Source organism: Brevibacillus sp. SAFN-007a (genome assembly GCF_051967035.1).
Lineage (GTDB): Bacteria > Bacillota > Bacilli > Brevibacillales > Brevibacillaceae > Brevibacillus.
Window position 1 is genome coordinate 1 of sequence record NZ_JBQCKK010000004.1, and the last position, 21579, is coordinate 21579.

Sequence of the window (21579 nt, forward strand, 5' to 3'; positions counted from 1 at the left end):
CCCTCTCAGGTCGGCTACGCATCGTCGCCTTGGTAGGCCGTTACCCCACCAACTAGCTAATGCGCCGCAGGCCCATCTCCCAGTGATAGCCAGAGGCCATCTTTCCTTTTCGAATCATGCGATCCGAAAACCTATCCGGTATTAGCATAAGTTTCCCTATGTTATCCCGGTCTGAGAGGCAGGTTGCCTACGTGTTACTCACCCGTCCGCCGCTAGGGTCCGAAGACCCTCGCTCGACTTGCATGTATTAGGCACGCCGCCAGCGTTCGTCCTGAGCCAGGATCAAACTCTCCAATAAAGTTTGTTGCTGGTTCAAGCTGGCAAATCAATCAAAAATGATAGACTCATCAACGCTTTCGCTGTTCAGTTTTCAAAGAGCATTTTCTACAATCGTCCGAAAACGACTTTTCAATCTTACCACATCGCATTTTGCTTTGCAAGAAGTTTTTTCAGAGACTTACTTCACTCAGCAGCGACAATAATTAATATAACAAAATTACCTACAGAGAGTCAATACTTTCTTTCACTTTTTTATACGTGATTTTTCAATTTAAGTGATCTTTTTAAACTGAATTTAAATATACCTGCCTAGTAGCCGTACGCCAATGAAAAACGAATAGCGATTCCCTTTTTATTTCACACTATACGTGCAACTCCCTGTAAAACGCCCCCTGCTTGTCTCTTTGCACGACCTCACTTTAAAAAGGCGGTGCTACGATGGCTCCAAAACCAACCTACGACGAAAACGAATCCTACAGCGAGTTATCAACAGTAGAATCACAGCGCAACGAAATCCTCCAGGAAGAGTTTCCGGAAGGCCCCTACGGCGCTTCCACCAATGAAGCCCGTCTTGGAAAAGCGACTGGCTGGGAGCCGGGACAGCATTCCACGACAACTCGTTTTACGTATGAAACACGGCGCATGCATCAAGACTTGCCTCGTCAGGACCCGTCAGCTCATCCGATTCACGATGATCCAAACGAAAGCGAGTAAAACAGCGCCCTTTTCTGCCTTCGGGCACAGATAAGAAGCACGCTCGCTCATAAAACTGGCTGCGCACCAAGCCACTGGCGCAGACTTCGTTGCACGGATACTAAAATGAAGAAGAAAGCAGCCCCCCTTCCCGAAAACGAAAAGAAGGGGGCTGCTTCTGTCAGTCAGTCGATCGAAGACCAAAACCTATTCCTCGCCAACCACATGTGTCGTCAACGTTCCAATTCCTTCAATCGTAACGGAGATCTCGTCCCCGACCTTCAACTCACCCACGCCAGACGGTGTTCCGGTCAAAATCACATCGCCAGGCCGAAGCGTCATGACAGCGGATACCGCTTCCACCAATTGAGGAATGGGAAAAATCAGCTGCTCTGTACTGGCATCCTGTCGCACTTCTCCGTTAACGCGCGTCACAATGCGCGCATTCGCATAATCCAGCGTCGTCGCAATCGCTGGTCCCAACGGGCAGAACGTGTCGAAGCCTTTTGCTCGCGTCCATTGGCCATCGCTCATTTGCAAATCGCGGGCGGTTACGTCAATCGCGCAAGTAAAACCAAGGATGTAGTCGTGGGCTTCAGAAGCCTTTACCTGTTTCGCTTCCTTTTTGATGACAACCGCCAGTTCGCCTTCGTAGTGCAGATTCCCGGTCAGCCTGGGATAAACAATCGGCTCGCCCGGACCTACAACAGCAGTCGACGGCTTCAAAAACATCAACGGCTCTTTGGGCAGTTCAATCCCCATCTCGGCCGCGTGGTCCCGATAGTTCAAGCCAATGCACACGACTTTGCTTGGTTCGCAAGGCGCTTTCAGACGGATCTCGTCCAAAGACAGCCTTCGTCCCGTCCTCATCGGTTCCGCCGATTGGACCGGCTCCCTATCCGCTTCGATTACTCGCACCTCGCGATCTTCTTCTACCAACCATCCCTGTCTTAGCTTGCCGCTGCGCTCATAGCGGATCATCATGACGCTTCTCCCCTGTCAAGCGTTTTTCTCTAGCCAAAACCCCAAGCGTTAAAACAGATCCGTTGTCGTCTCTTTCGGTTTCGTGGTAATTTCTTCTACAACCGTACGTGCTACCGCATCCTCGACAAGCGCCTCCACATCCAGCGCTTCTTCAAATTTGGCAGCCAGGTACGGCTTTGGTCTTGTCACAGGATTTTTCGGGGTAAACACCGTGCAGCAATCTTCGTACGGCAAAATGGACAGCTCATACGTATCAATTTTGCGCGACAGATCGGTAATATCGACTTTGTCCATCCCGATCAGCGGACGCAAAATCGGAATCGAAATCACCTTGTTGATCGTATCCATGCTCTCCAATGTTTGCGAAGCGACCTGGCCCAGACTTTCGCCTGTCGCCAACGCCTTTGCTTTTGTGTTTTCCGCCACGCGCTCAGCGATGCGCATCATAAAGCGGCGCATGATCGTAATCAAATAATCTTCCGGACATTTTTCGCGGATCGCCGTCTGAATCTCTGTAAAGGGTACGACGTGAAGACGGATCGTCCCTCCCCATTTGGTCAGCTTTTGCGCGAGATCCCGCACTTTTTGCAGGGCGCGCTCACTGGTAAACGGATAGCTGTGGAAATGGATCGCTTCGAGCGTAACCCCGCGCTTCAGCATCATCCAGCCAGCGACCGGACTGTCGATTCCGCCCGACAAAAGCAGCAGCACTTTTCCGCTCACGCCTACCGGCAAGCCGCCTGGACCCGGGATGGTTTCGCAGCTGATGTACGTACCTTCCGCGCGAATTTCCAGATTGACAATCGCTTCCGGCTCGTGTACATCCACCTTGATCGCCGGAAGCGCCCGCAAAATGTGCGTGCCGACAATCCGGTTGACTTCCATCGACGGAATCGGATAACGCTTGTCCGCGCGGCGCGTGACGACGCGAAACGTGCGCGGTTCGGGGGTCAGCTGGCGAATCAGCTCAAGCGCTTTTTCCTTGATCGTATCAATATCCGGGTCCACCTGAATGGTCGGACTGATGGAAGAAATACCGAAAACGCGCTTGAGTCGCTCCATGACGGCATAGGCATCTTCGCCGTTAAGCTCGACGTACATCCGTCCGTAGTTGCGTCTCACCTTTACCTTGAAAAAGGAGCGCAGCACGCTTTTTACGCTTCTGACCAGCGCCTCTTCGAACTGATCGCGGTTTTTGCCTTTGAGGGCAAGCTCGCCATAACGAATCAAAATCACATCGTAGTTCATCGTTTTCTCCTTTGGTCGTCTCGTTTTACGCTATTTTCTGCGATCCGGGGCAGATTGCGGCTTCAGAAGCGATCGCAGGCTACCCACACACGCTTCCAGCGCCATCAAAAACTGGGCGATTTCCTCTCGTGTATTTTCCCGTCCGAGGCTGATGCGCAGCGAGGACAGCGCGCAATCGCGCTCTATCCCTGCGGCGGTGAGCACCCGGCTTGGCTCGTTCGCCTTGGAGGAACAGGCCGACTTGGTGGAGACGAGGAAGCCTCGCTCTTCCAAAGCGTGCAGCAGCACCTCCGCCTTCACGCCTGGCACAGACAGGTTCAGGATATGCGGTGCTGCGCCAGCTTCGGGCGTATTGACGATGCATCCTTCGATTCGCGCGATGCCTGCGCGAAGCTGCTGGTGCAAGCCTTGCAGCCTGTTGACCTCCGCCTGGCCGAGTTCTTCCACGATCCGAATCGCTTTGGCCATGCCAGCGATCGCCGGAAGATTTTCCGTCCCCGAGCGAATGCCGCCTTCCTGACCGCCGCCCATTAGCAAAGGGTGAACGATCAGTCCCTCGCGCTTGTACAAAATGCCTACTCCCCGCGGACCGTAAAACTTGTGCGCCGAGACGCTCAACAGATCAATGCCGGAGTTTTGCAGACGGAGCGGAACTTTGCCGATGCCCTGCACCGCATCCACGTGGAACAGCACTTTCGGAAACTGCTTGAGCCACTGTCCGATTTCCACAACAGGCTGAATCGTCCCGAGTTCGTTGTTGACGTGCATGACGGAAACGAGAATCGTATCCGGCCGAAGGGCACGCTTGACGTCCTCCACGGACACGCGTCCTTCCCGATCGACAGGCAGGTAGGTCACGGTAAATCCAAAGCCTTCGAGCTGTTTGCATACATCGTAAACAGCCGGATGCTCCACCTGGGTCGTAATGATATGCTTTCCTCTGTTCTGGTATTGAAAGGCAACGCCTTTAATTGCCGTATTATTGCTTTCTGTGCCTCCGGAGGTAAAAATGATTTCCCCTTCTTTGCAGCCGAGGTACTGCGCGGCAACCTTTCGCGCCTGCTTCAGCACGTTTTCGGCCTCTACCCCTTTTTGATGCAGCGAGGACGGATTTCCGTAATAGCTCTCCATGGCCCGTCTCACGGTCTCAATCACCTCTGGATGAGGCCGGGTTGTCGCACTGTTATCTAAATAAATCACCAGTCCACACCTTCCTGAGGGCAAACTACCCTAAGTCTACCCTCCATCATAACACGACTGCGTGTCAAGAACATACTGTCGCGTGTGCTTCTCCTGTTATTTTTCCCGCTTTTTGCCCCGCGAACAGCCAGTTCTCCCCTTCCCCGCACACGTTCACACACTTTTCACGACTAAAGCGCTTACATCCAAAACTCAGCTATTTACAACGTCGATGCCTTTCGTTAGAATTGTCAATAAATTTAGAAAAAAGGAAACAACATCAGCAAAAGGGGAGAGTAGCGATGACAACACAAGCCATGCAAGAAAAAATCAGTAGGATGGAAGCGGAGTTAAAAAAACTGCAGGCGGAACTGGCCAAAATCAACCAGACCCCTCCTCCGTTTGACCGCAATGACGTCGCCTATTTGAATGAGGTGTACAACGGGTGACTTTTTGCTCCATTTCTCTTTGAACGCGTGGATGCTGGCACGACATGATTGCCGCAGCCACGCTATTTTTGTGTCCACATGCACGGTTGCGGTTTCCCGCTCTAGGCCAAAAGACAGAAGGGCCGCGTCGCTGTGGAAAAACCAACCGATGCAGGATGAATTTACCGGATGAAAGCTGATCTGCCGACTGCGTACAATCAAAGTGAACACTACCACATCACGCTACGGCATCGAGGAGGCTTTCATGTTCAAAAAAACACGTTGGAAACGTCTTGCCTTGCAGACTGCCCTGGTTGCTGGCTTGCTTCCCGCCACATCGGCCTGGGCGAAAACGATCCAGGTTGTGCCGGGAGACACGCTCGGAAACATTGCCTACCAACACCAGATTACGGTTGAGCAGCTCAAGCTGGCCAATCAATTGACGTCCGATAGGATCCTGGTCGGACAGAAGCTGTACATACCTCCCCGCTCTACCGTCTACACGGTGAAACCCGGCGACGTCCTGTGGAAGATCGCCTACAATCACGGCGTGAGCATTCAAACGATTGCGAATACAAACCATCTCCCAACAACCGACCTCCTTCTTATCGGGCAAAAGCTGCTGATTCCGACGCAGGAGCCACAAGCGGACACGCCCCCGTCCAAACCGGAGCGGGACAAGCCCTGGGTCGAGTATACTCGCTACCAGGTCGTCAAGGGAGATACGCCTTGGACGATCTCGATTGCCCACGGCATCCCTTTTACCGAGTTTTTGCAGGTGAACAACTTGTCCGAGTCAGACCATTTGCAAATCGGCCAAATCGTCACCATTCCCGTGCACCACATCCCCCAAACAGCGACAGCCGGCGCAAAATACGGAGAGTATCTGGACTGGTTCGAAGCTGCCCAATACCTGTTCCCGATCAACGCGACCGCCAAAGTGACTGATTTTGCCACGGGAAAAAGCTTCATGGTCAAAAGAACCATCGGCGCTTCCCATTCCGATACAGAGCCGCTGACCGCCGCTGACAGCGCAGCGATCAAAAGCATTTGGGGAGGAAGCTTTTCCTGGAGCATCCGTCCCGTCATCGTCGAGGTGAATGGCAGACGCCTTGCCGCGTCGATGTCTTCCATGCCGCACAGCATCGAGTACATCACCGATAACGATTTTGACGGGCATTTCGATATTCACTTCCCTGGCAGCCTGCGCCACAAAGACAATCAGATCGATCCGGATCATCAGGCCGCCATTCGCATCGCAGCAGGAAAATAGGAATCTCCATTGAAAAAGCCGTTCCAACTAAAGCGATCGGAACGGCTTTTTTGTTGGCAAAAAAGCATGATAACCCTCGAACCCAGGCGTCCTTTTCCAGCCTCGGCACGAGTGACGCCCCAAACCATCCGGGGCTGCTCGGGAGAAACGCTGTCGTCAAACACGGTTCGTCTCCGGTCTCTGCACAAGCTTTTCGCCCCAACGGACAGACATTTATTTATACGGGATCGGCCCTCTGTACGTCCCTTCAAACACTTCTGTAGCGGGGCCGGTCATGTAGACATGATTGTCCTCCTCGCGCCAATCGATCAAAAGGTCTCCCCCGGCCAGATGCACCGTAACCGTCCTGTCGACCTTGCCCGCGAGAGCTGCTGCGACTGCCGCTGCGCAAGCTCCCGTGCCGCATGCGAGCGTCACGCCCGATCCGCGCTCCCAGACGCGGAACAAAATTTCTTCCCGATTCACGATTTGGATAAATTCAACGTTGGTGCGCTCCGGAAACCATTCGTGAAACTCGATCTTCGGTCCGTACGTGCGCACGTCCTCGTCGCGGACTTCCTCCACAAAAATGACAGCGTGCGGGTTGCCCATGGAGACAGCCGTCATCGTAAACACGGCCCCGTCCACTTCCAGCACTTCTTCGCGCGCCTGCTCCTCGGGGATGCCTGTCATTGGAATCGCCGCCCGCTCAAATCGCGGTTCGCCCATGTCGATCGTCACCTGCTCGACTTTTCCGTCTGCTCCAAGCGAGACAATCGGTTTCATAATCCCGCCGAGCGTCTCGACGGTAAAGGTCGTCTGCCGGGTCAAGCCGTGGTCGTAGACGTATTTGCTCACGCAGCGCAAGCCGTTGCCACAGTTTTTGGCCTCGCTCCCATCGTGGTTGAACACGCGCATGCGAAAATCAGCCCGATCAGACGGCAGGATCAGAATCAGCCCATCCCCGCCGATACCGAAGTTGCGGTCGCTGACTCGTCTGGCCAGTTCGGGAAGATCCACTCCCGTCAATGGTTCTTCAAAACAGTTGACGTACACATAGTCGTTGCCCAAGCCATGCAATTTGGTAAATTTCATCTGCCACTCCCCGTTCTCTCTGTCATGTCTGACTCGCTCTCTCTCTGGACTTATCTTAACACAACCCTTGCCTGTTTGGGGAAGTGGTATACTACCAGTAGCGATGGAGCAACCCCCCGACGGAAGAGGTGACATCAAGTCCGATGAATGACTCACAACTGCGCTATGCGCTGGGTACCCAAAACGAAGCAAAGCGGCTGGCAGTACAAAAAGCAACCGGAGCGGACCCGATCTGCGTCTCGGTCCCTTCCGGCGTGTCAGCCCAGCCGATGAGCGAGAAGGAAACGATTGCCGGAGCCATTAACCGGGCCAAAGCAGCCTTGGCCGCCATTCCCGAGGCGCACATCGGGCTTGGGCTGGAAGGCGGTCTTATGTACGATCCGGAATTTACCCGCCACTGGTATTTGATTTCTGTCTGCGCGGCCTGGAACGGAAGCGAGCTGTACCTGGGAAAAGGACTGGCTTTTCCCATCCCCAGACAAGCAGCGGAGCGTATTATGGCGGAAGGCATCGAGCTGAATGTCATCATCGACGAATGGGGCCAAACCAGCGGCAGCAACCACAGCGGCGGAGCGTATGCCCTCTTGACTGATGGACGCGTCAACCGAGCGGACGTTTTTTGCGAAGCGGTCATTGCTGCCACAACCCCGTTTTTGTCCCATTTGTACCCCACTGAACCAGCATAGGCAAAAGCAAAAACCTCTCCAGGCTGTGGATGCCCAGAGAGGTTTTTTGCGGTCTGATGCGGCTTTTATCGGGCCGTGTAGTACGGGTAAATAATCAGCGCTCCCAAAATCGAGATCGCCCCGACAATCATCGCCCAGGCTCCCAGCGTTCTTGCGTCTCGACGATACGCCAGGTAGCCAAGCACCATCCCGATCGGCGCCATGAGGTACGGCAGGAGGAACAGGGACAGGATCGATAGTCCCAGACCTGTCATGCCGATGCCGCTGGCTCCGTTTTCCCGACTGTCTTCGTCATCGTTGTTGACCTCACGCACAGAACGACGTGCAGGAATCGGCTCGGCGATTTCCGCCGCTGCCTCGATGTCTTCGCCTCGTCCTGGAGTGACCGGCACGGGTTCCTCCCTCGTCAGAACCACTCCATCCAAGCGCTCCGAAAAATCGTTTTCCACCCTGTCGTTGTCCACTCTGTCTCGTTCGCCCGCATAGCGCTCCGTAAACGAGTGGGGGTCGTAGTGAATCCTTCGCCTTGAACGTCCTTCATGTTCGTCGAAGGCAGCCTGGGTCCAGGTATCCACCGCAAACTCCCTGTCGTGCTGGTCTACCGTCTCGGAAAAGCCGGTATCTTCCTTCTGCTTCGCATTCATGCGTTCACGTCGATCCAACATACCATGCTCAGCCCCTTTTTTGGTAAAGGATTTGTTAGTGAAGGAAGTAGCCTTATTGTCTGCCCAAGGTGTACAATTTAAACTGGAGGCGAGAGGATGAAACCAGAGAAAATCCTAACCATTGGCATTGATATCGACGGTACGGTGACGTCACCGTGCAGTATTGTGCCATTGATGAATGAGAGCTTTGGAAGAGATTTACGATATGAAGACTGTTACGAGTACAACTTGGCCAACGTATATCAGATTACAGACGAGGAATTCGAAGCTTGGCTTGACCGGAACGGGGAGCGCCTGTACAACGAAGCGCCCGTCAACGGCATTGCCGACCAGGTTTTGCGCAAATGGTATCCTTCGCACAAGCTGATCTACATCAGCGCCAGGGAAGCCCGTCATCACGACGTGACGCTGAACTGGTTTGCCCGTTACCAAATCCCTTATCATGAAGTGGATTTGGTCGGCTCTCACGACAAGCTGGCCGCCGCCCAAAAATGGGGCGTGGATCTGTTTCTGGAAGATCGGCTGGAAAATGCCTTGCAGCTGTCCGAAGCTTTGCAGATCCCCGTTCTCTTATTCGATACGCCGTACAATCAGGCCCGGCTCCCCGAACTGGTGCACCGGGTAAGCTCCTGGGAGGAAATCGACAGCAAGGTCAAAGCGCTTACGCTTGGACAGGCCCTTGTGTAGCTGCTCCCCCCCTGATTATGCCCCAAGCAAAAAGACGTATCTCCTTGGCGGGATACGTCTTTTTGAGCGCCGAAGCGCATGAGAAGAAGCCCTTGTCGTGTCTGCGTCAGACACAGGCAAAACCTCCCTTGTCTGCACGCCGTCACACTTCGGGTCCATTGGCCTCCGGCGAGGCTTTCCTTTACTTCTTCTCTGACTTTTTCGGCTTGAACGTCAGACAACAGGTCTCAGACGACGTAGCCGCATGATCCTGATGGCCTGTATTTTGCCCATACTCGCCAGCAAACTCTTCCTTCACGTTTGCGGTAGCATGCGCATCGATCTCCACCATGATTTCGTCGGCGCTGCACAGATTGCCTTGCGCCCAATACTCACAGTTGGACACGCTGCATCTTACTTTTGGCATATGCTTTCACCCCCTAGACGCTATCCTTCACCATTTGTCCGGGGCTTATACTTGTGAAACACACACAGCTACCACTTTGACAGGAAAGAGGATGATGCCATGAGTTCTCCCCGTGTGGTCGTCATTACCGGGGCTTCCGGCGGCCTCGGCCAGGCGTTGACGCGGCTGCATCTGGCAAAAGGCGACCTCGTCATCGCCGCAACGCGCAAGCCCGTTACCCATGAGTCGCTCCTCGTCCCGGCCGCTGACCGCGCCCGATTGTTTGCCTACACCGTCCATGTCGGAAGCAACGAGGACGTCCGCCGCTTCGCCGCCTGGGTGCACGTCCGTTTCGGCAGGTGCGACATCCTCTACAACAATGCGGGCATTGCCGTGTTCGAGCCGCTCATCGGCATGAACATCGACGAGTTGGAGGAAACGTTACGCACAAACATCGCCGGCGTGATGTACACCACGCGCGCCTTTTTGCCGATGATGCTCGACCGTGGCTCGGGACACATCGTCAACATCGCTTCGCTCGCCGGACAAGTCGCGACTGCCAAGGCGTCCGTCTACGCTGCGAGCAAAGCGGCGGTGATCCGCTTTAGCGAAGGCTTGCAGCACGAGCTTGCCGGAAGCGGCGTTCGCGTCACCTGCGCCATGCCCGGGCCGATCGACACGCCTTTTTTGGAAAAGGCAGACAGAACAGGAACCTACCGCAGCAAGGTCGCCCGCTATTTGCTCTCCGCAGACGAAACCGCCCGGCATATTTACAAAGCGGTACAAGCCAACCGCTCCGAAGTGGCGATGCCCTATCGCCTGAAAATGCTGTCGGTGCTTTATGCGCTTTTGCCGCAGCGCATCAAACAGCTAGTCGCCCCGCTCCTCAACCGCAAGTGACGGACTCTCCAGGTCCCGCAATACTACGAAGGCCAAAAGCCTTGGCAAAAGCGTCTGGGCGCCTGCGGTACTGAGCGGAGAAAGCATGCCAGCAATGACGATCAACACGTCAATCACCAAAAGCGGAACACGATCGACCAGAAGCAAAGCTACCAGCGCGATAAAAATCAAGCCGGGCTGGCTACGGCCGGAAATTCGTCGAGCGGAGCACGTAGTTGCCAATCGCCCGCGCATTCAGCGCGTAGCCGATTCCCGGACCATCCGGCACGGCCAACTGTCCTGGAGCGATCAGCTCGACGCCGCCTTCCACGATGTCTTCCTCCCAATAACGGCTGGAGGCCGCTGTATCGCCCGGAATCGTGAAGTTTGGCAGGCTGGTAATGGCGATATTGTGCGCACGGCCTACCCCTGATTCGATCATGCCCCCGCACCAGACCGGAATGTCATGCGCCTGGCAAAAATCGTGAATCCGCTTGGACTCAGTCAGACCGCCGACGCGGCCTACTTTGATATTGATGATGCCGCAACTGCCCAGCTCGATCGCTTTTCTGGCGTCCTCCACGCTGTGAATGCTCTCGTCGAGGCAAATCGGCGTGGAAAGCTCGCGCTGCAGCTTCGCATGGTCGATGATGTCGTCATGGGCCAACGGCTGCTCGATCATCATCAGCCCGTATTGATCCAGCTCTTTCATCACGTCGATATGCTCCATCGTGTAGGCGGAGTTCGCATCGGCCATCAGCGGCACATCGTCGCCAAACTGTTTGCGGATTGCGCTAATCAGCTCCACGTCAAACCCCGGTTTGATCTTCACCTTGATTTTTTTGTAGCCTTCTGCGAGGTGACGCTCCACTTTTGCCAGCACCTGATCGACTGTCGGTTCAATCCCGATGCTGATGCCGACGTCGATCACCGATTTGCTTCCGCCGAGCGCCTTGGCAAGCGACACCCCTTTTTGCTTGCTGTACAAATCCCAGATGGCCCCTTCCAACGCCGCCTTCGCCATGTGATTGCGGCGGACGGGAGCAAACAGCCGATCCACGTCCTCCGGCGTCTCGATTGGGCTGGCAAACAGCTTCGGAATGAGAAAACGCTCCATCATGTGCCAAACGGTTTCGGTCGTTTCTTCATTATAATAAGGGTCCGGCATTGCCACGCTCTCGGCGTAGCCGACCTCTCCTTCTCCGTAGACGCTGACGAGAATCAGCTCCTTGACGACGGTACAACCAAAGCTTGTCTCAAAGCGAAAACGAAGTGGAATATGCAATTGCTGCAGCTCGATGCGTTCGATTTTCAATGCTCGTCATCCCTTCTGTTTCCCTTCGATGGCATGCGCCAACATGGACGGAAGCGCGCCTGGCCGGGTGTCAAGTACGTGCGCGTTCATGCTGCCATCCGGGATAAAGTTTGTTGACCTTTTAAATTTGCAATTTTCCGAAGTTTCCCTGCTTCGAATTATATCGGCAATCTCCCTGCGAAGCAACGCTTCAGTAACAAAGGCCCTCCCGTTTTCAGGGAGAGCCTTTTGGCCTAACCGCTTTCGATTCACGCGATCAGGATGTTTTCCATTTTGCCAATTCGGAGGGGAACTTGTCGTTTAGCACCTTGATATAGGTACCTTTCATCCCGAGCGAACGGGATTCCAGCACACCTGCGCTGGCCAGCTTGCGCAGCGCGTTGACGATGACCGAACGAGTCAGGCCCGCCTGGTCTGCCAGCTGACTGGCGACGAGCAAGCCTTCGCGCGCATCCAGCTGCTCCATAATTTTTTCAATGGCAATCTGCTCACTGTAGGACAGCGAGGACAGCGCAATTTTGGCAAACGTTTTGTCGCGAACTTCACTTTCAATCTGTTCTGTACGCTGACGAACGATCTTCATCCCGACGACAGTCGCGCCAATTTCTCCCAGGATCAAATCCTCGGTTTCGAATTCCCCATACGCCCGCAGCAGGATGAGTGTACCCAAGCGGCTTCCCCCTGCATGAATCGGAACGATTGTCGTCATCATTTGCGGGAACAATCCGGCCAGTTCTTTTGGCACGAAGCTGTACGGGCTTTGGATCGATTCATTGGCCAGTGTCTGTGTCACTTCCAGCAGTTTTTGATGTACGCCGTTTTGCAGTTGCGTCGGGGACTGGCCTTCTTCGTGCAACGAAATTTCCTGGTTCACTCCGCTGCCCAAAATGGTACCGTCCGCAGTAATGATGTATACATTGGCCGAGATGACCTCGGACAGCAGCTTGGCGAGATCCTGGAAGCCTACTCCGCTGCCTCCCATTGTTTTTTGCAGCATCAGATTAATTTTTCTGGTTTTTTCCAACAAATTCATCCTCATATCCTCCTCGAATTTCTTCATGCTCACATTGTTGTCAGAAAAATCCAGCCCTATACATGCAAATCAAAAAATTAGAAAGACACCTCGTGGAAGCAGCTTCCGGTCTGAATTTGGGTGAATGCCTGCACACATTTGCCCTAGCAGACGACTATGTTATATAGGGAACAACCATCACGTCACGGATTATGGGAGGGTTTCAAATGGGACTGTTTAACGGAGGATTTAACGGATTTGCTCTGATTCTCGTCTTGTTCGTCCTGTTGACGATCGTGGGCGCAGACGACTAATCTTGCTGGCTTGCCCACCATGCTTTTAAGCGGTCACGGGCGATTGGTTGGCCGCCAGCGACCCCATCCCCGTTCCGAAAAAAACGTCTCGACGTTTTTTGCGCAAACAAACAAGGCTGGTCTGGTTCGTTTCCCAGACAGCCTTGTTTCCTTTTCGCTGACAGAACCCGCCTACCGCAGCTGTTGCTTGATGAGTTGCTCGATCGCATCAGCAATCACGCGTGTCGGCTTTTGCAGGTCGGCATCGTACAGCCGGAAGCGAACATAGCGTTCATCGAGGTTGAACGCTTCTTCCCAGGCACCCAGGAAGCCTCTCGCGCGCTTGTCCAGCTCCAGCAACACTTCCAGCTCGCCTTCGCGCAAGTAAAAGACAACTTCCAGCTCTTCCAGCCGACTGCGGTATGCCCCTGTCGGACGGAATTCAAATTCCTGCACAAACGGATACGTGCGACCCAGGTGGCGGTTGTACTCGCAGTCCACCTTGTACAGCTGGAAGCCGATCGACTGGACCGCCTCCAACACTTTTGCCATCAAAGGATGCGGACGCACCTCGATAAAGTCAGAGTCGCCGGGGTCAATCGCGTTTTTAATATCCAATCCCGTCCGCAGGTAAACAGGCTGACGTCCCATGGTCAGCGGAGTCTCGTAAGGAAGCCGGAACGAAAAAGGCAGAACCTTGTTCTCTTTCGGTTGCAAATACACGCGCTCGGTCAGGCGGTGCTTCACCAGGATGCACTCTTCCTTCACCTTGTTGTCATTCGCTTCGCGCTCGTAATGCGTGACCACATACATGTAGATTTCGTCGATTTCCTGTGCGACGTCTCCCCCGGTGATATGTACCTCGCCTTTTACGAGGTCTCCCGGAACAAGAGACTCTTGCTCCAAACGCGCATCGACTTCAGCCGCTCCGATTCCGACACTGGCCAGCAACTTTTTGAACATGGACATGTACTCGCCTCTCCTTTACGTTCCCCCAGATCCTGTAACAGATCTGCCTTCAGGTTTATGTAGAGATATACGGGGGAAGGAAAAGAAAGTTTCGCGCAATCTTTTGCCAGACATCGTCCGATATGACCTCTGCCGTCACAAACACTTGCAGCGTCCGCGCGATAAAAACGGTCTTGATCCGCACCTCTACCATCGTCCGGTCAGCCAAGACATACTCCCGGCGGCGCAGCATCTCGTGCAGCACCTGGTGAATCTCTGCGACCTGCTCGGCTTTTTTGCCTTTGAGCGAAGCGAAATCTTTTTCGATCAAATCGACCACCTGCACGACGATCGTCCCGTGCAGCGGCTGCTTCTGTTCCGCCGTCAAGACAAACGCGCGGACTTCTTCAATCACCTGATCCTGCTTTTTGCGATACACCCGCTGATTTTGTTTCAGCTCCTGATTTTCCTCGTACAGCTTTTTATTTTGCAGCTCCAGGCTTTTACGAACCAGCATCATTTGCTCCATCTCGCGTCCGTACACAAACAAAACCGCCGTTCCGCCCAGCAGGCACCCGATGAGCAAGAGAGCGAGATAGCGTTTCCACAGGACGACCTTCATGAGCGCACCTGCACGAGCCACTGCACGCAAATCGTCCCGATGTGAGCGCCCAAAAACGCGACGACGATCATCACAAGCTGCTTGAACACCGGCGAGAAGTTGCCCATCAAGATTTTCTCAATCTGCAAAAACGAATCGAAGGTGCCGCCCAAAGCACCGACCAAGCCCCAGATTTTCAACTGGTCTGCCAGCTGGACCATCGAAAACAGCGGGGGCTTTTCCGTCAAAAAGGCACCCAAGCCTCCGCACAAAGCTCCGCCCACGACAATGCCATAGGCCACAAAGAACGTCAAAATGACTTGTGCCATGCTGTTTCTCATCCTCTCGACTCGCTGCCTATGCTTATCCCTACGCCGCTTGTCTGGTTTTTATGATGGAAAAGCCGCGGCTAGGCTCGTCCTCGGGAACGGCTGCCTGGACACGAAAAAAAGAAGGCATGCTTCTGTTGGCAGCATGCCACATTCGCTTACGGCTTGTTCTTGCCCCACTTGCGCAGGCGCTTCTGAATGCGCGGCGAGTTCATCACCATAAGATCCATAAACAGATTGACCATAGTGGGATTGCTCAGCACTTGTTTGAACACTTCCGGATTTTCCTTGAACCATTGCTCGTTGGCCTTGATCCAGGCTTTAAAGCCATGGTTCGAGCGATAGTGATTGTTTAAACGGCGAACCGGCCGATATGCGCTCATCTCAATCTATCCCTTCGTCAAAGAATATGGAGAGGAGAAAGATGATCACGATAATCCAGATCACCGTTTCAAAGCCATCCTGGTTGAAAAAGCCGAAACCTTTCATGACAGATCCCCCCTTCACGCTGGCTCGCACCGTCGCACCTGGCATACCGCCCATGGTACCTTTCTCTATAGGTATATGTATCGGGGAAACGTTTGGATTGGACAGATGCCTGCTTGTTACACACATTTGTACGCTCGCCCAATTTTGTTGCATAGAGTCAAACGTCTTCCTCTCATACTAGAAGAGACAATCCCGAACAAATAAGGAGGCGATTATGACAGCCTCGCATGGAGCTCTCTGGCGCAACAAGCCTTACTTGATTCTGCTATCGCTCGTTTTTTTCATGCACCTGGCCTCGTACCTGGTCATTCCGGTCTTTCCGATCTTCCTGCAAAAGGTGCGGTTGTTGCCTCTCGGCCAGGTCGGCTTCGTTTTGGGAGCTGGCAGCATGACGTACCAGGTCGGCAGTCTGATCGGCGGACCGCTGTCGGATCGCTGGGGCCGTCGCGCCATCATCACCCTGGGCGCCCTGCTGCAAGGAGGGGCCATGCTCGGTTATCACTTCAGCACATCGTACGGGCTGTTTCTGCTGTTTTCCTCCGTGAACGGCCTGGGGCTTGGCCTGTTGGCGCCCACGATCAAGGCGATGATTGCCGATGAGGTGGCAGAAGCGCAGCGGACGGCCGCCTTTTCGTGGCGAGGGATTCTCGCTCACAGCGGCATTATCGTAGCGGGCCTTGTCATCGCGTGGATGACGTCCATCGGTCAGCAGCCGTTTGTGATCGCAGCCGTTGTCTTCGGCCTGCTCGCCGCGCTCACGTTTTTTTCCTTGCCGGACGATCGTTGCGTCGGCCCAACCTGCCGCCACACGCCGCTCTCGGAATATCGGCATATTTTGCAGCACCGCAGCTTCCTGTTGTTTTCCGGAATTACGCTTGCGATCTGGGCGTTGTATGCGCAGTTTGCCTTGATACTGCCTTTGCGCGGCGAGCACGTCCTGCATTCGGCGACGCTTATTGGTCTCATCTGGACGATCAACTCGCTCGCCGTCGTTCTGCTGCAAGGCTTCGTCTCGCGGTTCGTGCTCTCGCGGATCAACCCGTATGCGGCACTCGCCGTCGGGACGGCCCTGCTCGGCGCAGGACTGACCTGGATGGGCTGGGCCAATCAATTCGTCACGCTCATTGCCGCTGCCGTCGTGTTTATTGTCGGCGAAATGCTGTTCATGCCTGTCCAGGATTCGCTCGTCAGTCATTTTGCCAAGGAACAATGGCTCGGCGCTTACTTCGGCTTCTCCAATTTTGTTTCCGGCGTCGGCACGGCCCTCGGGACAAGCATCGGCGGCGCCATGGTGGAAAAGCTCGGGGGAGTCGGGAGCCGCAGCCCATGGATCGGGTACGGGATCACCACGATTTTGCTCGCCGCGCTGCTCGGCTTGTTCGCGCTTTACGCCATACCGCGCTACAAAAACCCGGAGCAGGCTCCCGAACCCCACACGTCAAAAAAGGAAGGAGCCACCTAACATGGACAAGCCACACAACCAGGAACAAGCGAGACCCCTGCGGGAAGCTGACCGCAGCCGCCAGCCGAAGTCTGTGCAGAACGACTCCCCCGGCTACGGGGACAAAAAGCTGGAAGGGCCGAATCGCCCTGCAACCTGACGGATCGCCTGTGCTTCCTGATCGCTTGGATGCCCAGACGAAAAAGCCATTTCCGCCTATCTGGGGAAATGGCTTTTTCCTTGTTGGCCTGCGCTTGTTCCCTTTTGGCCGTTCAACTGATCGGTACGAGCTTGTACGGCAGGGAAAACGCGTCGAGCTTTTGCAAAAACGCCCGGCTTGCGCTTTCGTCGGGGGCAATCAACTGCAAATAGCGCGTGAAGTAAAACACGATCCGGTCCTCGCTGCCCTCCTTCAAGCGGTAGTGCGAGAGCTGGGCGATGTCGGTCAGCTCGTAAAAATACGCATATCGCTCCGGCGTGAGCGGCGCTTGAAACGAGCGGCTGACGACGATGCCGTTGCTGCGGTTTTCCTTGCTGTTTTCTTTGGTCGCCCCGAGAAAACGCAATGTCTCCGCAGCGCGTCTCGCTCCCAATTTTTCCGCCAGCATGCTGTCGTTGTACTCAACTTCCAGATCGGTCAGCCGTTCGCGCACGGACTCCAGCATGGACATCAGCACTTTGCGGACAACCAGATTTTCCGTGGCGAACTGGTTGTCGAAGACGTTAAATTCGTAAGACGTCGCCTGGCCTTGAGGCTTCGTGTACAAAACAATCGCGTTCAAAAGCGCCACCTCCCCTCTTATCTCGGTAAAATCGACGCGTATGTCGCTCGATCCAGCTTGCGCACGAGCGCGAACAAAAGTCGTTTGGCCGCTTCGTAATCGTTGCGGTCAATGATGGACGCATGGCTGTGAATATAGCGGGAAGGGATGCCGATAACCGCCGACGGCACACCTTTTCCGTAGTGCTGGACGGCATTGGCATCCGTAGACCCTTTAGCCACGTAATACTGGTACGGGATATTCTCCTGCTCACAGATGGAAACAAGCAGTTCGCGCAGCCCCAGCGGCATGATGTACAGCGGATCGTATAGGCGCATCAAAAGACCGCCGCCCAATTTGCCGCCATCCTCTCTCACGCCGGGAATGTCCGTGGCAGGGCTGGCATCCAAAGCGAGAAACAAATCAGGCTGGATCGCAGCCGCTGCTGTTTTGGCCCCGCGCGTACCGGACAGCTCTTCCTGGACTGTAGCACCCACATAGACCATGTTCGGATGACCGGGACGCTCATGCAGTTCTTTCGCCAGCTCTACGGCCAGGCTACAGCCATAGCGGTTGTCCCATGCTTTTGCCATGAGACGGTTCGGATTCGCCATAACCTGCAACGGACATACCGGAACGATCTGCTGTCCGGGACGCACGCCTGCCCGCTCGGCGGCCTCACGCGAATCGACGCCAATGTCAATGAACATGTTGCGAATATCCATCGGGCGATTCCGCTGGTCGTCACTGAGGACGTGCGGTGGAATCGAACTGATGACGCCCTCGACCGCACCTTTTTCCGTTATAATCTGAACGCGCTGGGCAAGCAGAACTTGTCCCCACCAGCCTCCGAGCGCCTGAAACGAGAGAAAGCCTTGGTCGGAAATACGCGTGACCATAAAGCCCACTTCATCCATGTGTCCGGCAACCATGATTTTCGGACCGGTTTCATCGCCGCGCATCACCCCGAACATACTGCCGAGGTTGTCGTAGACGAATTCATTGGTATAGGTACTGATGTATTCTCGCATGATGGCGCGGACCGAACCTTCGAATCCCGGCGCTCCCGGCGCCTGTGTCAGCCGATTCCACAGCTCCCATTGAAATTCATTCTCCATCGTGGTCAAGCCTCCTGTCATCCCGGACGGATGTTGGTCTCCCCCTATTATCCGTGAGCCTACATAGGGATGCAACCGTTCCCCAGGCAGGAATGTGCGGCCCTTTGTTCGAATGTAGGAACAACAAAAAGGGGTAGGGGGATAACACCAATGGCAATCACCTTGCGAAAACTGACCAAAACAAGCGAAATCGAACAGTTGGAAACGATGGAAGGAAAAATATGGGATCCTTCGTCTGTCATTCCCTATCACATGACGCTGACGATGCACAAATTCGGCGGACTGTTTCTCGGGGCGTTTGACGGGGACGACATGATCGGCTTTTTGTACAGCTTCCCCGGCTATACGAACGGCGAAACGCACCTCTGTTCCCACATGCTCGGCTTTTTGCCGGAATATCGCAAGCAGGGGCTTGGGGTACGGATGAAATGGCTGCAAAAGGAAGAAGCCAAAGCGCTGGGCCACACCAAAATCACCTGGACGTACGACCCGCTGGAGACGGTGAACGGCGTCCTGAATATTGCCAAGCTCGGTGGAATTGTCCGCACGTATTTGCCCAACTGCTACGGCAGCCTCTATGACGACTTCAACCGCGGCTTGCCGACCGATCGCTTTCTCGTCGAATGGTTTCTTGACAGCGGACGCGTGGAAGCCCGCCAAACAAATGGCGCCCCACGCCGCGTCTACGACGATGCTCCGGAAATTTTGCGCTATGAAATCATCGACGGCATTCCTACTCCTCTCGCGGGCGCCGTCACGCATGAAGCGCCGGTCCTTCTGCTTCCCGTGCCTGCCTTTTTCCAGCAGGTGAAGCAGGTGGATATGCAGGTTGCCTCCGCCTGGCGCGAGCATACCGGAAAGCTGTTCACCGCCTGCTTCGCCAACGGCTACATCGTCACAGACATCGTCCGCGACGAAGCGATTGTCCGCTACGTGCTGGAGAAGAAGCCGCTGTCCGACATCCTCGCCTAAACCGTCCGTGGCTCTCTTGGGCGCGGCGTGGAGGGTTGTGGTACAATGAAGGGTGCCCTACCCTACATCATAAAAGGACGAGAATACATGAATCGATCACAGTACGACTACGATGTTATCATTATCGGCGGCGGTCCTGCCGGACTGATGTCCGCTGTTGCGGCGTCGAGCCGGGGAGCGCGCGTTTGCCTGGTGGAAAAAGGCGGCAAACTGGGCCGCAAGCTCATCATATCCGGGGGCGGTCGCTGCAACGTGACCAACGCCAAGGAGTTAGACGAGCTCATCAAGCAAATGCCCGGCAACGGCCGTTTTATGTATAGTGCGCTGGCGCAATTCGGCAACCGCGACATCATTTCGTTTTTCGAAGAGCTGGGCGTCGCCCTGAAGGAAGAGGACCGCGGGCGGATGTTTCCGGTGACGGATAAAGCGGTGACGGTTGCCCAAGCGTTGATCGACCGATTGAAGCAGCAGCAGGTCGACATCCGGCTGAACTCTCCCGTGCAGGAGGTCCTCTATGAAAACGGCAGAGCGTCAGGCATTTTGCTTCTGTCCGGCGAAAAGCTGACAGCCTGCTGCGTCATTATCGCCGTCGGCGGCTGCTCGGTACCGCAGACAGGCTCCACGGGCGACGGCTACGCCTGGGCCAAGGCCGCAGGCCACACGATCACCGATCTGTATCCGACAGAAGTGCCGCTCACGGCCAACGATTCCTTCATTCGCGACAAGACGCTGCAAGGGCTGTCGTTGCGCGATATCACGATGACCTTGTACGCCCCGAACGGGAAAAAGATCAACACCCAGGAAGGCGACATGATTTTCACCCATTTCGGACTGTCCGGGCCGGCTTCCCTGCGCATGGGGCATTATGTCTCCATCAGTCAGCGCAAATACGGCGCTGTTCCGCTGTCGCTCACACTCGATCTGATGCCGTCCAAAAGCAGGGAGGAAATCAGCGCAGAAAGCTGGAAACTGTTGGAGGAACAGCCGAAAAAGGCCGTGAAAAACGTGCTCAAAGGCTACTTGCCGGAACGGATGATCCCGCTCCTCCTCTCGCTTGCCCAGATTGCGGAGGACACGACGTACAGCCATATGAAAAAGCAGGAGTGGGCGGAGCTTGCCGGCATCATCAAGGCATTTCCGCTGACGATTACGGGTACGCTGTCGCTTCAGGAAGCCTTTATTACAGGCGGCGGTGTCAACGTCAAGGAAATCGACCCGCGCACCATGCGTTCGAAGCGGATGGACGGCCTGTATTTCGCAGGGGAAGTCATGGACGTTCACGCCCATACCGGGGGCTACAACATTACCATCGCCTTTTCCTCGGGGCATGTGGCGGGCACGCACAGCGCGGAAGAAGCGTTGGCACTTTAAATGGCGGGAACCACGTTTAAACAGGAACAAATCGGGGAAAATGGCAGACAGGTACTCTTTTTTTCGAAAGAGCAATCGGCGGCTTACTCCCCCCTAGTTGTAAGGTGCCGATTATCAGACCTATACTCCCTTTCTCTTCCCTAAAGAAGCGCCGCCCTCGTGAGCGGCGCTTCTTTTTTGGATGGAAAAAAACACCTGCCGCCTGCAAGCACGGTGTCCTCATGCTTGGGCGATCAGGTGTTTTGGCGTGCGGACTTATCGTTTTATCCGGCCAGTCGGAACAAGTAAGCGAAACCCGCCAGCACAAAAGCCAAGCCGAGCAAAAAGAACGTGTTGGCCCGCTGCTTGATTCGCTGTTCATTGCCCCGGAAATACGCGGTCATCCGCGTTTGCCATCGTTTGGTGCGCGGTTGCAACATGACGAGGACGCCCGCCGCCAGAAGAAAAAAGGGAAGGAATTGCATTTGCA

28 protein-coding genes and 1 rRNA gene are annotated in these 21579 nt (G+C 54.8%); 11 read left to right on the forward strand and 18 right to left on the reverse strand.

Going from position 1 to position 21579, the window contains the following annotated elements:
• Positions 1-298, reverse strand: a 16S ribosomal RNA gene (locus ACTHO6_RS06700); the annotation flags it as partial.
• Positions 299-717: 419 nt separating this feature from the next.
• Between ACTHO6_RS06700 and ACTHO6_RS06705 the strand changes: the two genes are divergently transcribed.
• Positions 718-993 carry a hypothetical protein gene (locus ACTHO6_RS06705; protein WP_440240688.1) on the forward strand — a complete coding sequence of 92 codons (276 nt, stop codon included), beginning with the start codon at positions 718-720 and terminating at the stop codon, positions 991-993.
• A 186-nt stretch (positions 994-1179) separates the two neighbouring features.
• Here ACTHO6_RS06705 and ACTHO6_RS06710 read toward each other — a convergent pair whose 3' ends face one another.
• From ACTHO6_RS06710 to ACTHO6_RS06720, 3 genes are read right to left on the reverse strand one after another with little or no spacing between them, the layout of a single operon-like run.
• Entirely contained in the window at positions 1180-1956 is a 777-nt protein-coding gene (locus tag ACTHO6_RS06710) for a fumarylacetoacetate hydrolase family protein (RefSeq protein ID WP_440240690.1), read from the reverse strand.
• A 48-nt stretch (positions 1957-2004) separates the two neighbouring features.
• Complete coding sequence (thiI, locus tag ACTHO6_RS06715; protein ID WP_440240692.1) at positions 2005-3204, reverse strand: tRNA uracil 4-sulfurtransferase ThiI; 1200 nt, start codon at positions 3202-3204, stop codon at positions 2005-2007.
• Between the two features lie 30 nt (positions 3205-3234).
• Positions 3235-4404, reverse strand: a complete 1170-nt coding sequence (locus ACTHO6_RS06720; protein WP_440240694.1) for a cysteine desulfurase family protein — start codon at positions 4402-4404, stop codon at positions 3235-3237.
• Between the two features lie 281 nt (positions 4405-4685).
• Here ACTHO6_RS06720 and ACTHO6_RS06725 point away from each other — a divergent pair, with 281 nt between their 5' ends.
• Entirely contained in the window at positions 4686-4832 is a 147-nt protein-coding gene (locus ACTHO6_RS06725) for a hypothetical protein (protein ID WP_440240696.1), read from the forward strand.
• Between the two features lie 244 nt (positions 4833-5076).
• A complete protein-coding gene (locus ACTHO6_RS06730) occupies positions 5077-6084 on the forward strand; it encodes a LysM peptidoglycan-binding domain-containing protein (RefSeq protein WP_440240698.1) in 1008 nt (335 codons plus the stop codon).
• A gap of 213 nt (positions 6085-6297) precedes the next feature.
• On the opposite strand, the gene dapF is transcribed toward ACTHO6_RS06730, so the two are convergent.
• Complete coding sequence (gene dapF, locus ACTHO6_RS06735; protein WP_440240700.1) at positions 6298-7158, reverse strand: diaminopimelate epimerase; 861 nt, start codon at positions 7156-7158, stop codon at positions 6298-6300.
• A 143-nt stretch (positions 7159-7301) separates the two neighbouring features.
• On the opposite strand from dapF, the gene ACTHO6_RS06740 reads away from it, so the two are divergent.
• Positions 7302-7844, forward strand: a complete 543-nt coding sequence (locus ACTHO6_RS06740; RefSeq protein ID WP_440240702.1) for a DUF84 family protein — start codon at positions 7302-7304, stop codon at positions 7842-7844.
• A 65-nt stretch (positions 7845-7909) separates the two neighbouring features.
• Here the strand turns inward: ACTHO6_RS06740 and ACTHO6_RS06745 are convergent, their stop codons facing one another.
• Positions 7910-8509, reverse strand: a complete 600-nt coding sequence (locus ACTHO6_RS06745) for a DUF456 domain-containing protein (protein WP_440240704.1) — start codon at positions 8507-8509, stop codon at positions 7910-7912.
• A gap of 96 nt (positions 8510-8605) precedes the next feature.
• Between ACTHO6_RS06745 and ACTHO6_RS06750 the strand changes: the two genes are divergently transcribed.
• Complete coding sequence (locus tag ACTHO6_RS06750) at positions 8606-9196, forward strand: hypothetical protein (protein WP_440240706.1); 591 nt, start codon at positions 8606-8608, stop codon at positions 9194-9196.
• Positions 9197-9377: 181 nt separating this feature from the next.
• On the opposite strand, the gene ACTHO6_RS06755 is transcribed toward ACTHO6_RS06750, so the two are convergent.
• Positions 9378-9602 carry a DUF1540 domain-containing protein gene (locus ACTHO6_RS06755; protein ID WP_440240708.1) on the reverse strand — a complete coding sequence of 75 codons (225 nt, stop codon included), beginning with the start codon at positions 9600-9602 and terminating at the stop codon, positions 9378-9380.
• A 99-nt stretch (positions 9603-9701) separates the two neighbouring features.
• Between ACTHO6_RS06755 and ACTHO6_RS06760 the strand changes: the two genes are divergently transcribed.
• The gene (locus tag ACTHO6_RS06760) at positions 9702-10481 is read left to right on the forward strand and encodes an SDR family NAD(P)-dependent oxidoreductase (protein ID WP_440240710.1); all 780 of its coding nucleotides are present in this window, start codon (positions 9702-9704) and stop codon (positions 10479-10481) included.
• Here the strand turns inward: ACTHO6_RS06760 and ACTHO6_RS06765 are convergent.
• The 3 genes from ACTHO6_RS06765 to codY all read right to left on the reverse strand — a co-directional run bounded on the left by ACTHO6_RS06765 (position 10452) and on the right by codY (position 12808).
• Positions 10452-10703: a hypothetical protein gene (locus tag ACTHO6_RS06765; protein WP_440241003.1), complete on the reverse strand. Its 252-nt coding sequence runs from the start codon at positions 10701-10703 to the stop codon at positions 10452-10454. The two genes, ACTHO6_RS06760 and ACTHO6_RS06765, sit on opposite strands and share 30 nt — an antisense overlap.
• Positions 10663-11775, reverse strand: coding sequence for an o-succinylbenzoate synthase (gene menC / locus ACTHO6_RS06770; RefSeq protein WP_440240712.1), 1113 nt, complete (start codon positions 11773-11775; stop codon positions 10663-10665). The genes ACTHO6_RS06765 and menC overlap by 41 nt, the downstream gene beginning before the upstream one ends.
• Positions 11776-12031: 256 nt before the next feature.
• Positions 12032-12808 (reverse strand): GTP-sensing pleiotropic transcriptional regulator CodY, encoded by a 777-nt coding sequence (gene codY, locus ACTHO6_RS06775; protein WP_440240714.1) that lies wholly within the window; start codon positions 12806-12808, stop codon positions 12032-12034.
• A gap of 191 nt (positions 12809-12999) precedes the next feature.
• On the opposite strand from codY, the gene ACTHO6_RS06780 reads away from it, so the two are divergent.
• Positions 13000-13101 carry a YjcZ family sporulation protein gene (locus ACTHO6_RS06780; RefSeq protein ID WP_440240716.1) on the forward strand — a complete coding sequence of 34 codons (102 nt, stop codon included), beginning with the start codon at positions 13000-13002 and terminating at the stop codon, positions 13099-13101.
• Positions 13102-13272: 171 nt separating this feature from the next.
• Here the strand turns inward: ACTHO6_RS06780 and ACTHO6_RS06785 are convergent, their stop codons facing one another.
• From ACTHO6_RS06785 to ACTHO6_RS06805, 5 genes are all read right to left on the reverse strand, one after another.
• A complete protein-coding gene (locus tag ACTHO6_RS06785) occupies positions 13273-14049 on the reverse strand; it encodes a sporulation protein (protein ID WP_440240718.1) in 777 nt (258 codons plus the stop codon).
• Between the two features lie 55 nt (positions 14050-14104).
• Positions 14105-14671 carry a hypothetical protein gene (locus ACTHO6_RS06790; RefSeq protein ID WP_440240720.1) on the reverse strand — a complete coding sequence of 189 codons (567 nt, stop codon included), beginning with the start codon at positions 14669-14671 and terminating at the stop codon, positions 14105-14107.
• A complete protein-coding gene (locus ACTHO6_RS06795) occupies positions 14647-14958 on the reverse strand; it encodes a YtrH family sporulation protein (RefSeq protein WP_440240722.1) in 312 nt (103 codons plus the stop codon). Before ACTHO6_RS06795 ends, ACTHO6_RS06790 begins: the two co-directional genes overlap by 25 nt.
• A gap of 158 nt (positions 14959-15116) precedes the next feature.
• Positions 15117-15341, reverse strand: coding sequence for a hypothetical protein (locus ACTHO6_RS06800; protein WP_440240724.1), 225 nt, complete (start codon positions 15339-15341; stop codon positions 15117-15119).
• Position 15342: 1 nt separating this feature from the next.
• Complete coding sequence (locus ACTHO6_RS06805) at positions 15343-15600, reverse strand: hypothetical protein (RefSeq protein WP_440240726.1); 258 nt, start codon at positions 15598-15600, stop codon at positions 15343-15345.
• A gap of 61 nt (positions 15601-15661) precedes the next feature.
• Here ACTHO6_RS06805 and ACTHO6_RS06810 point away from each other — a divergent pair, with 61 nt between their 5' ends.
• A complete protein-coding gene (locus tag ACTHO6_RS06810; RefSeq protein WP_440240728.1) occupies positions 15662-16909 on the forward strand; it encodes an MDR family MFS transporter in 1248 nt (415 codons plus the stop codon).
• A gap of 1 nt (position 16910) precedes the next feature.
• Positions 16911-17048: a hypothetical protein gene (locus ACTHO6_RS06815; RefSeq protein WP_440240730.1), complete on the forward strand. Its 138-nt coding sequence runs from the start codon at positions 16911-16913 to the stop codon at positions 17046-17048.
• A 112-nt stretch (positions 17049-17160) separates the two neighbouring features.
• Here the strand turns inward: ACTHO6_RS06815 and ACTHO6_RS06820 are convergent, their stop codons facing one another.
• Complete coding sequence (locus ACTHO6_RS06820) at positions 17161-17670, reverse strand: hypothetical protein (protein ID WP_440240732.1); 510 nt, start codon at positions 17668-17670, stop codon at positions 17161-17163.
• Positions 17671-17687: 17 nt separating this feature from the next.
• Positions 17688-18767 (reverse strand): M42 family metallopeptidase, encoded by a 1080-nt coding sequence (locus tag ACTHO6_RS06825; RefSeq protein WP_440240734.1) that lies wholly within the window; start codon positions 18765-18767, stop codon positions 17688-17690.
• 150 nt (positions 18768-18917) lie between these two features.
• On the opposite strand from ACTHO6_RS06825, the gene ACTHO6_RS06830 reads away from it, so the two are divergent.
• Positions 18918-19739 (forward strand): GNAT family N-acetyltransferase, encoded by an 822-nt coding sequence (locus tag ACTHO6_RS06830; RefSeq protein ID WP_440240736.1) that lies wholly within the window; start codon positions 18918-18920, stop codon positions 19737-19739.
• A gap of 87 nt (positions 19740-19826) precedes the next feature.
• The gene (locus tag ACTHO6_RS06835; protein WP_440240738.1) at positions 19827-21110 is read left to right on the forward strand and encodes an NAD(P)/FAD-dependent oxidoreductase; all 1284 of its coding nucleotides are present in this window, start codon (positions 19827-19829) and stop codon (positions 21108-21110) included.
• 263 nt (positions 21111-21373) lie between these two features.
• On the opposite strand, the gene ACTHO6_RS06840 is transcribed toward ACTHO6_RS06835, so the two are convergent.
• Complete coding sequence (locus tag ACTHO6_RS06840; protein ID WP_440240740.1) at positions 21374-21574, reverse strand: hypothetical protein; 201 nt, start codon at positions 21572-21574, stop codon at positions 21374-21376.
• Between the last annotated feature and the right edge of the window lie 5 nt (positions 21575-21579).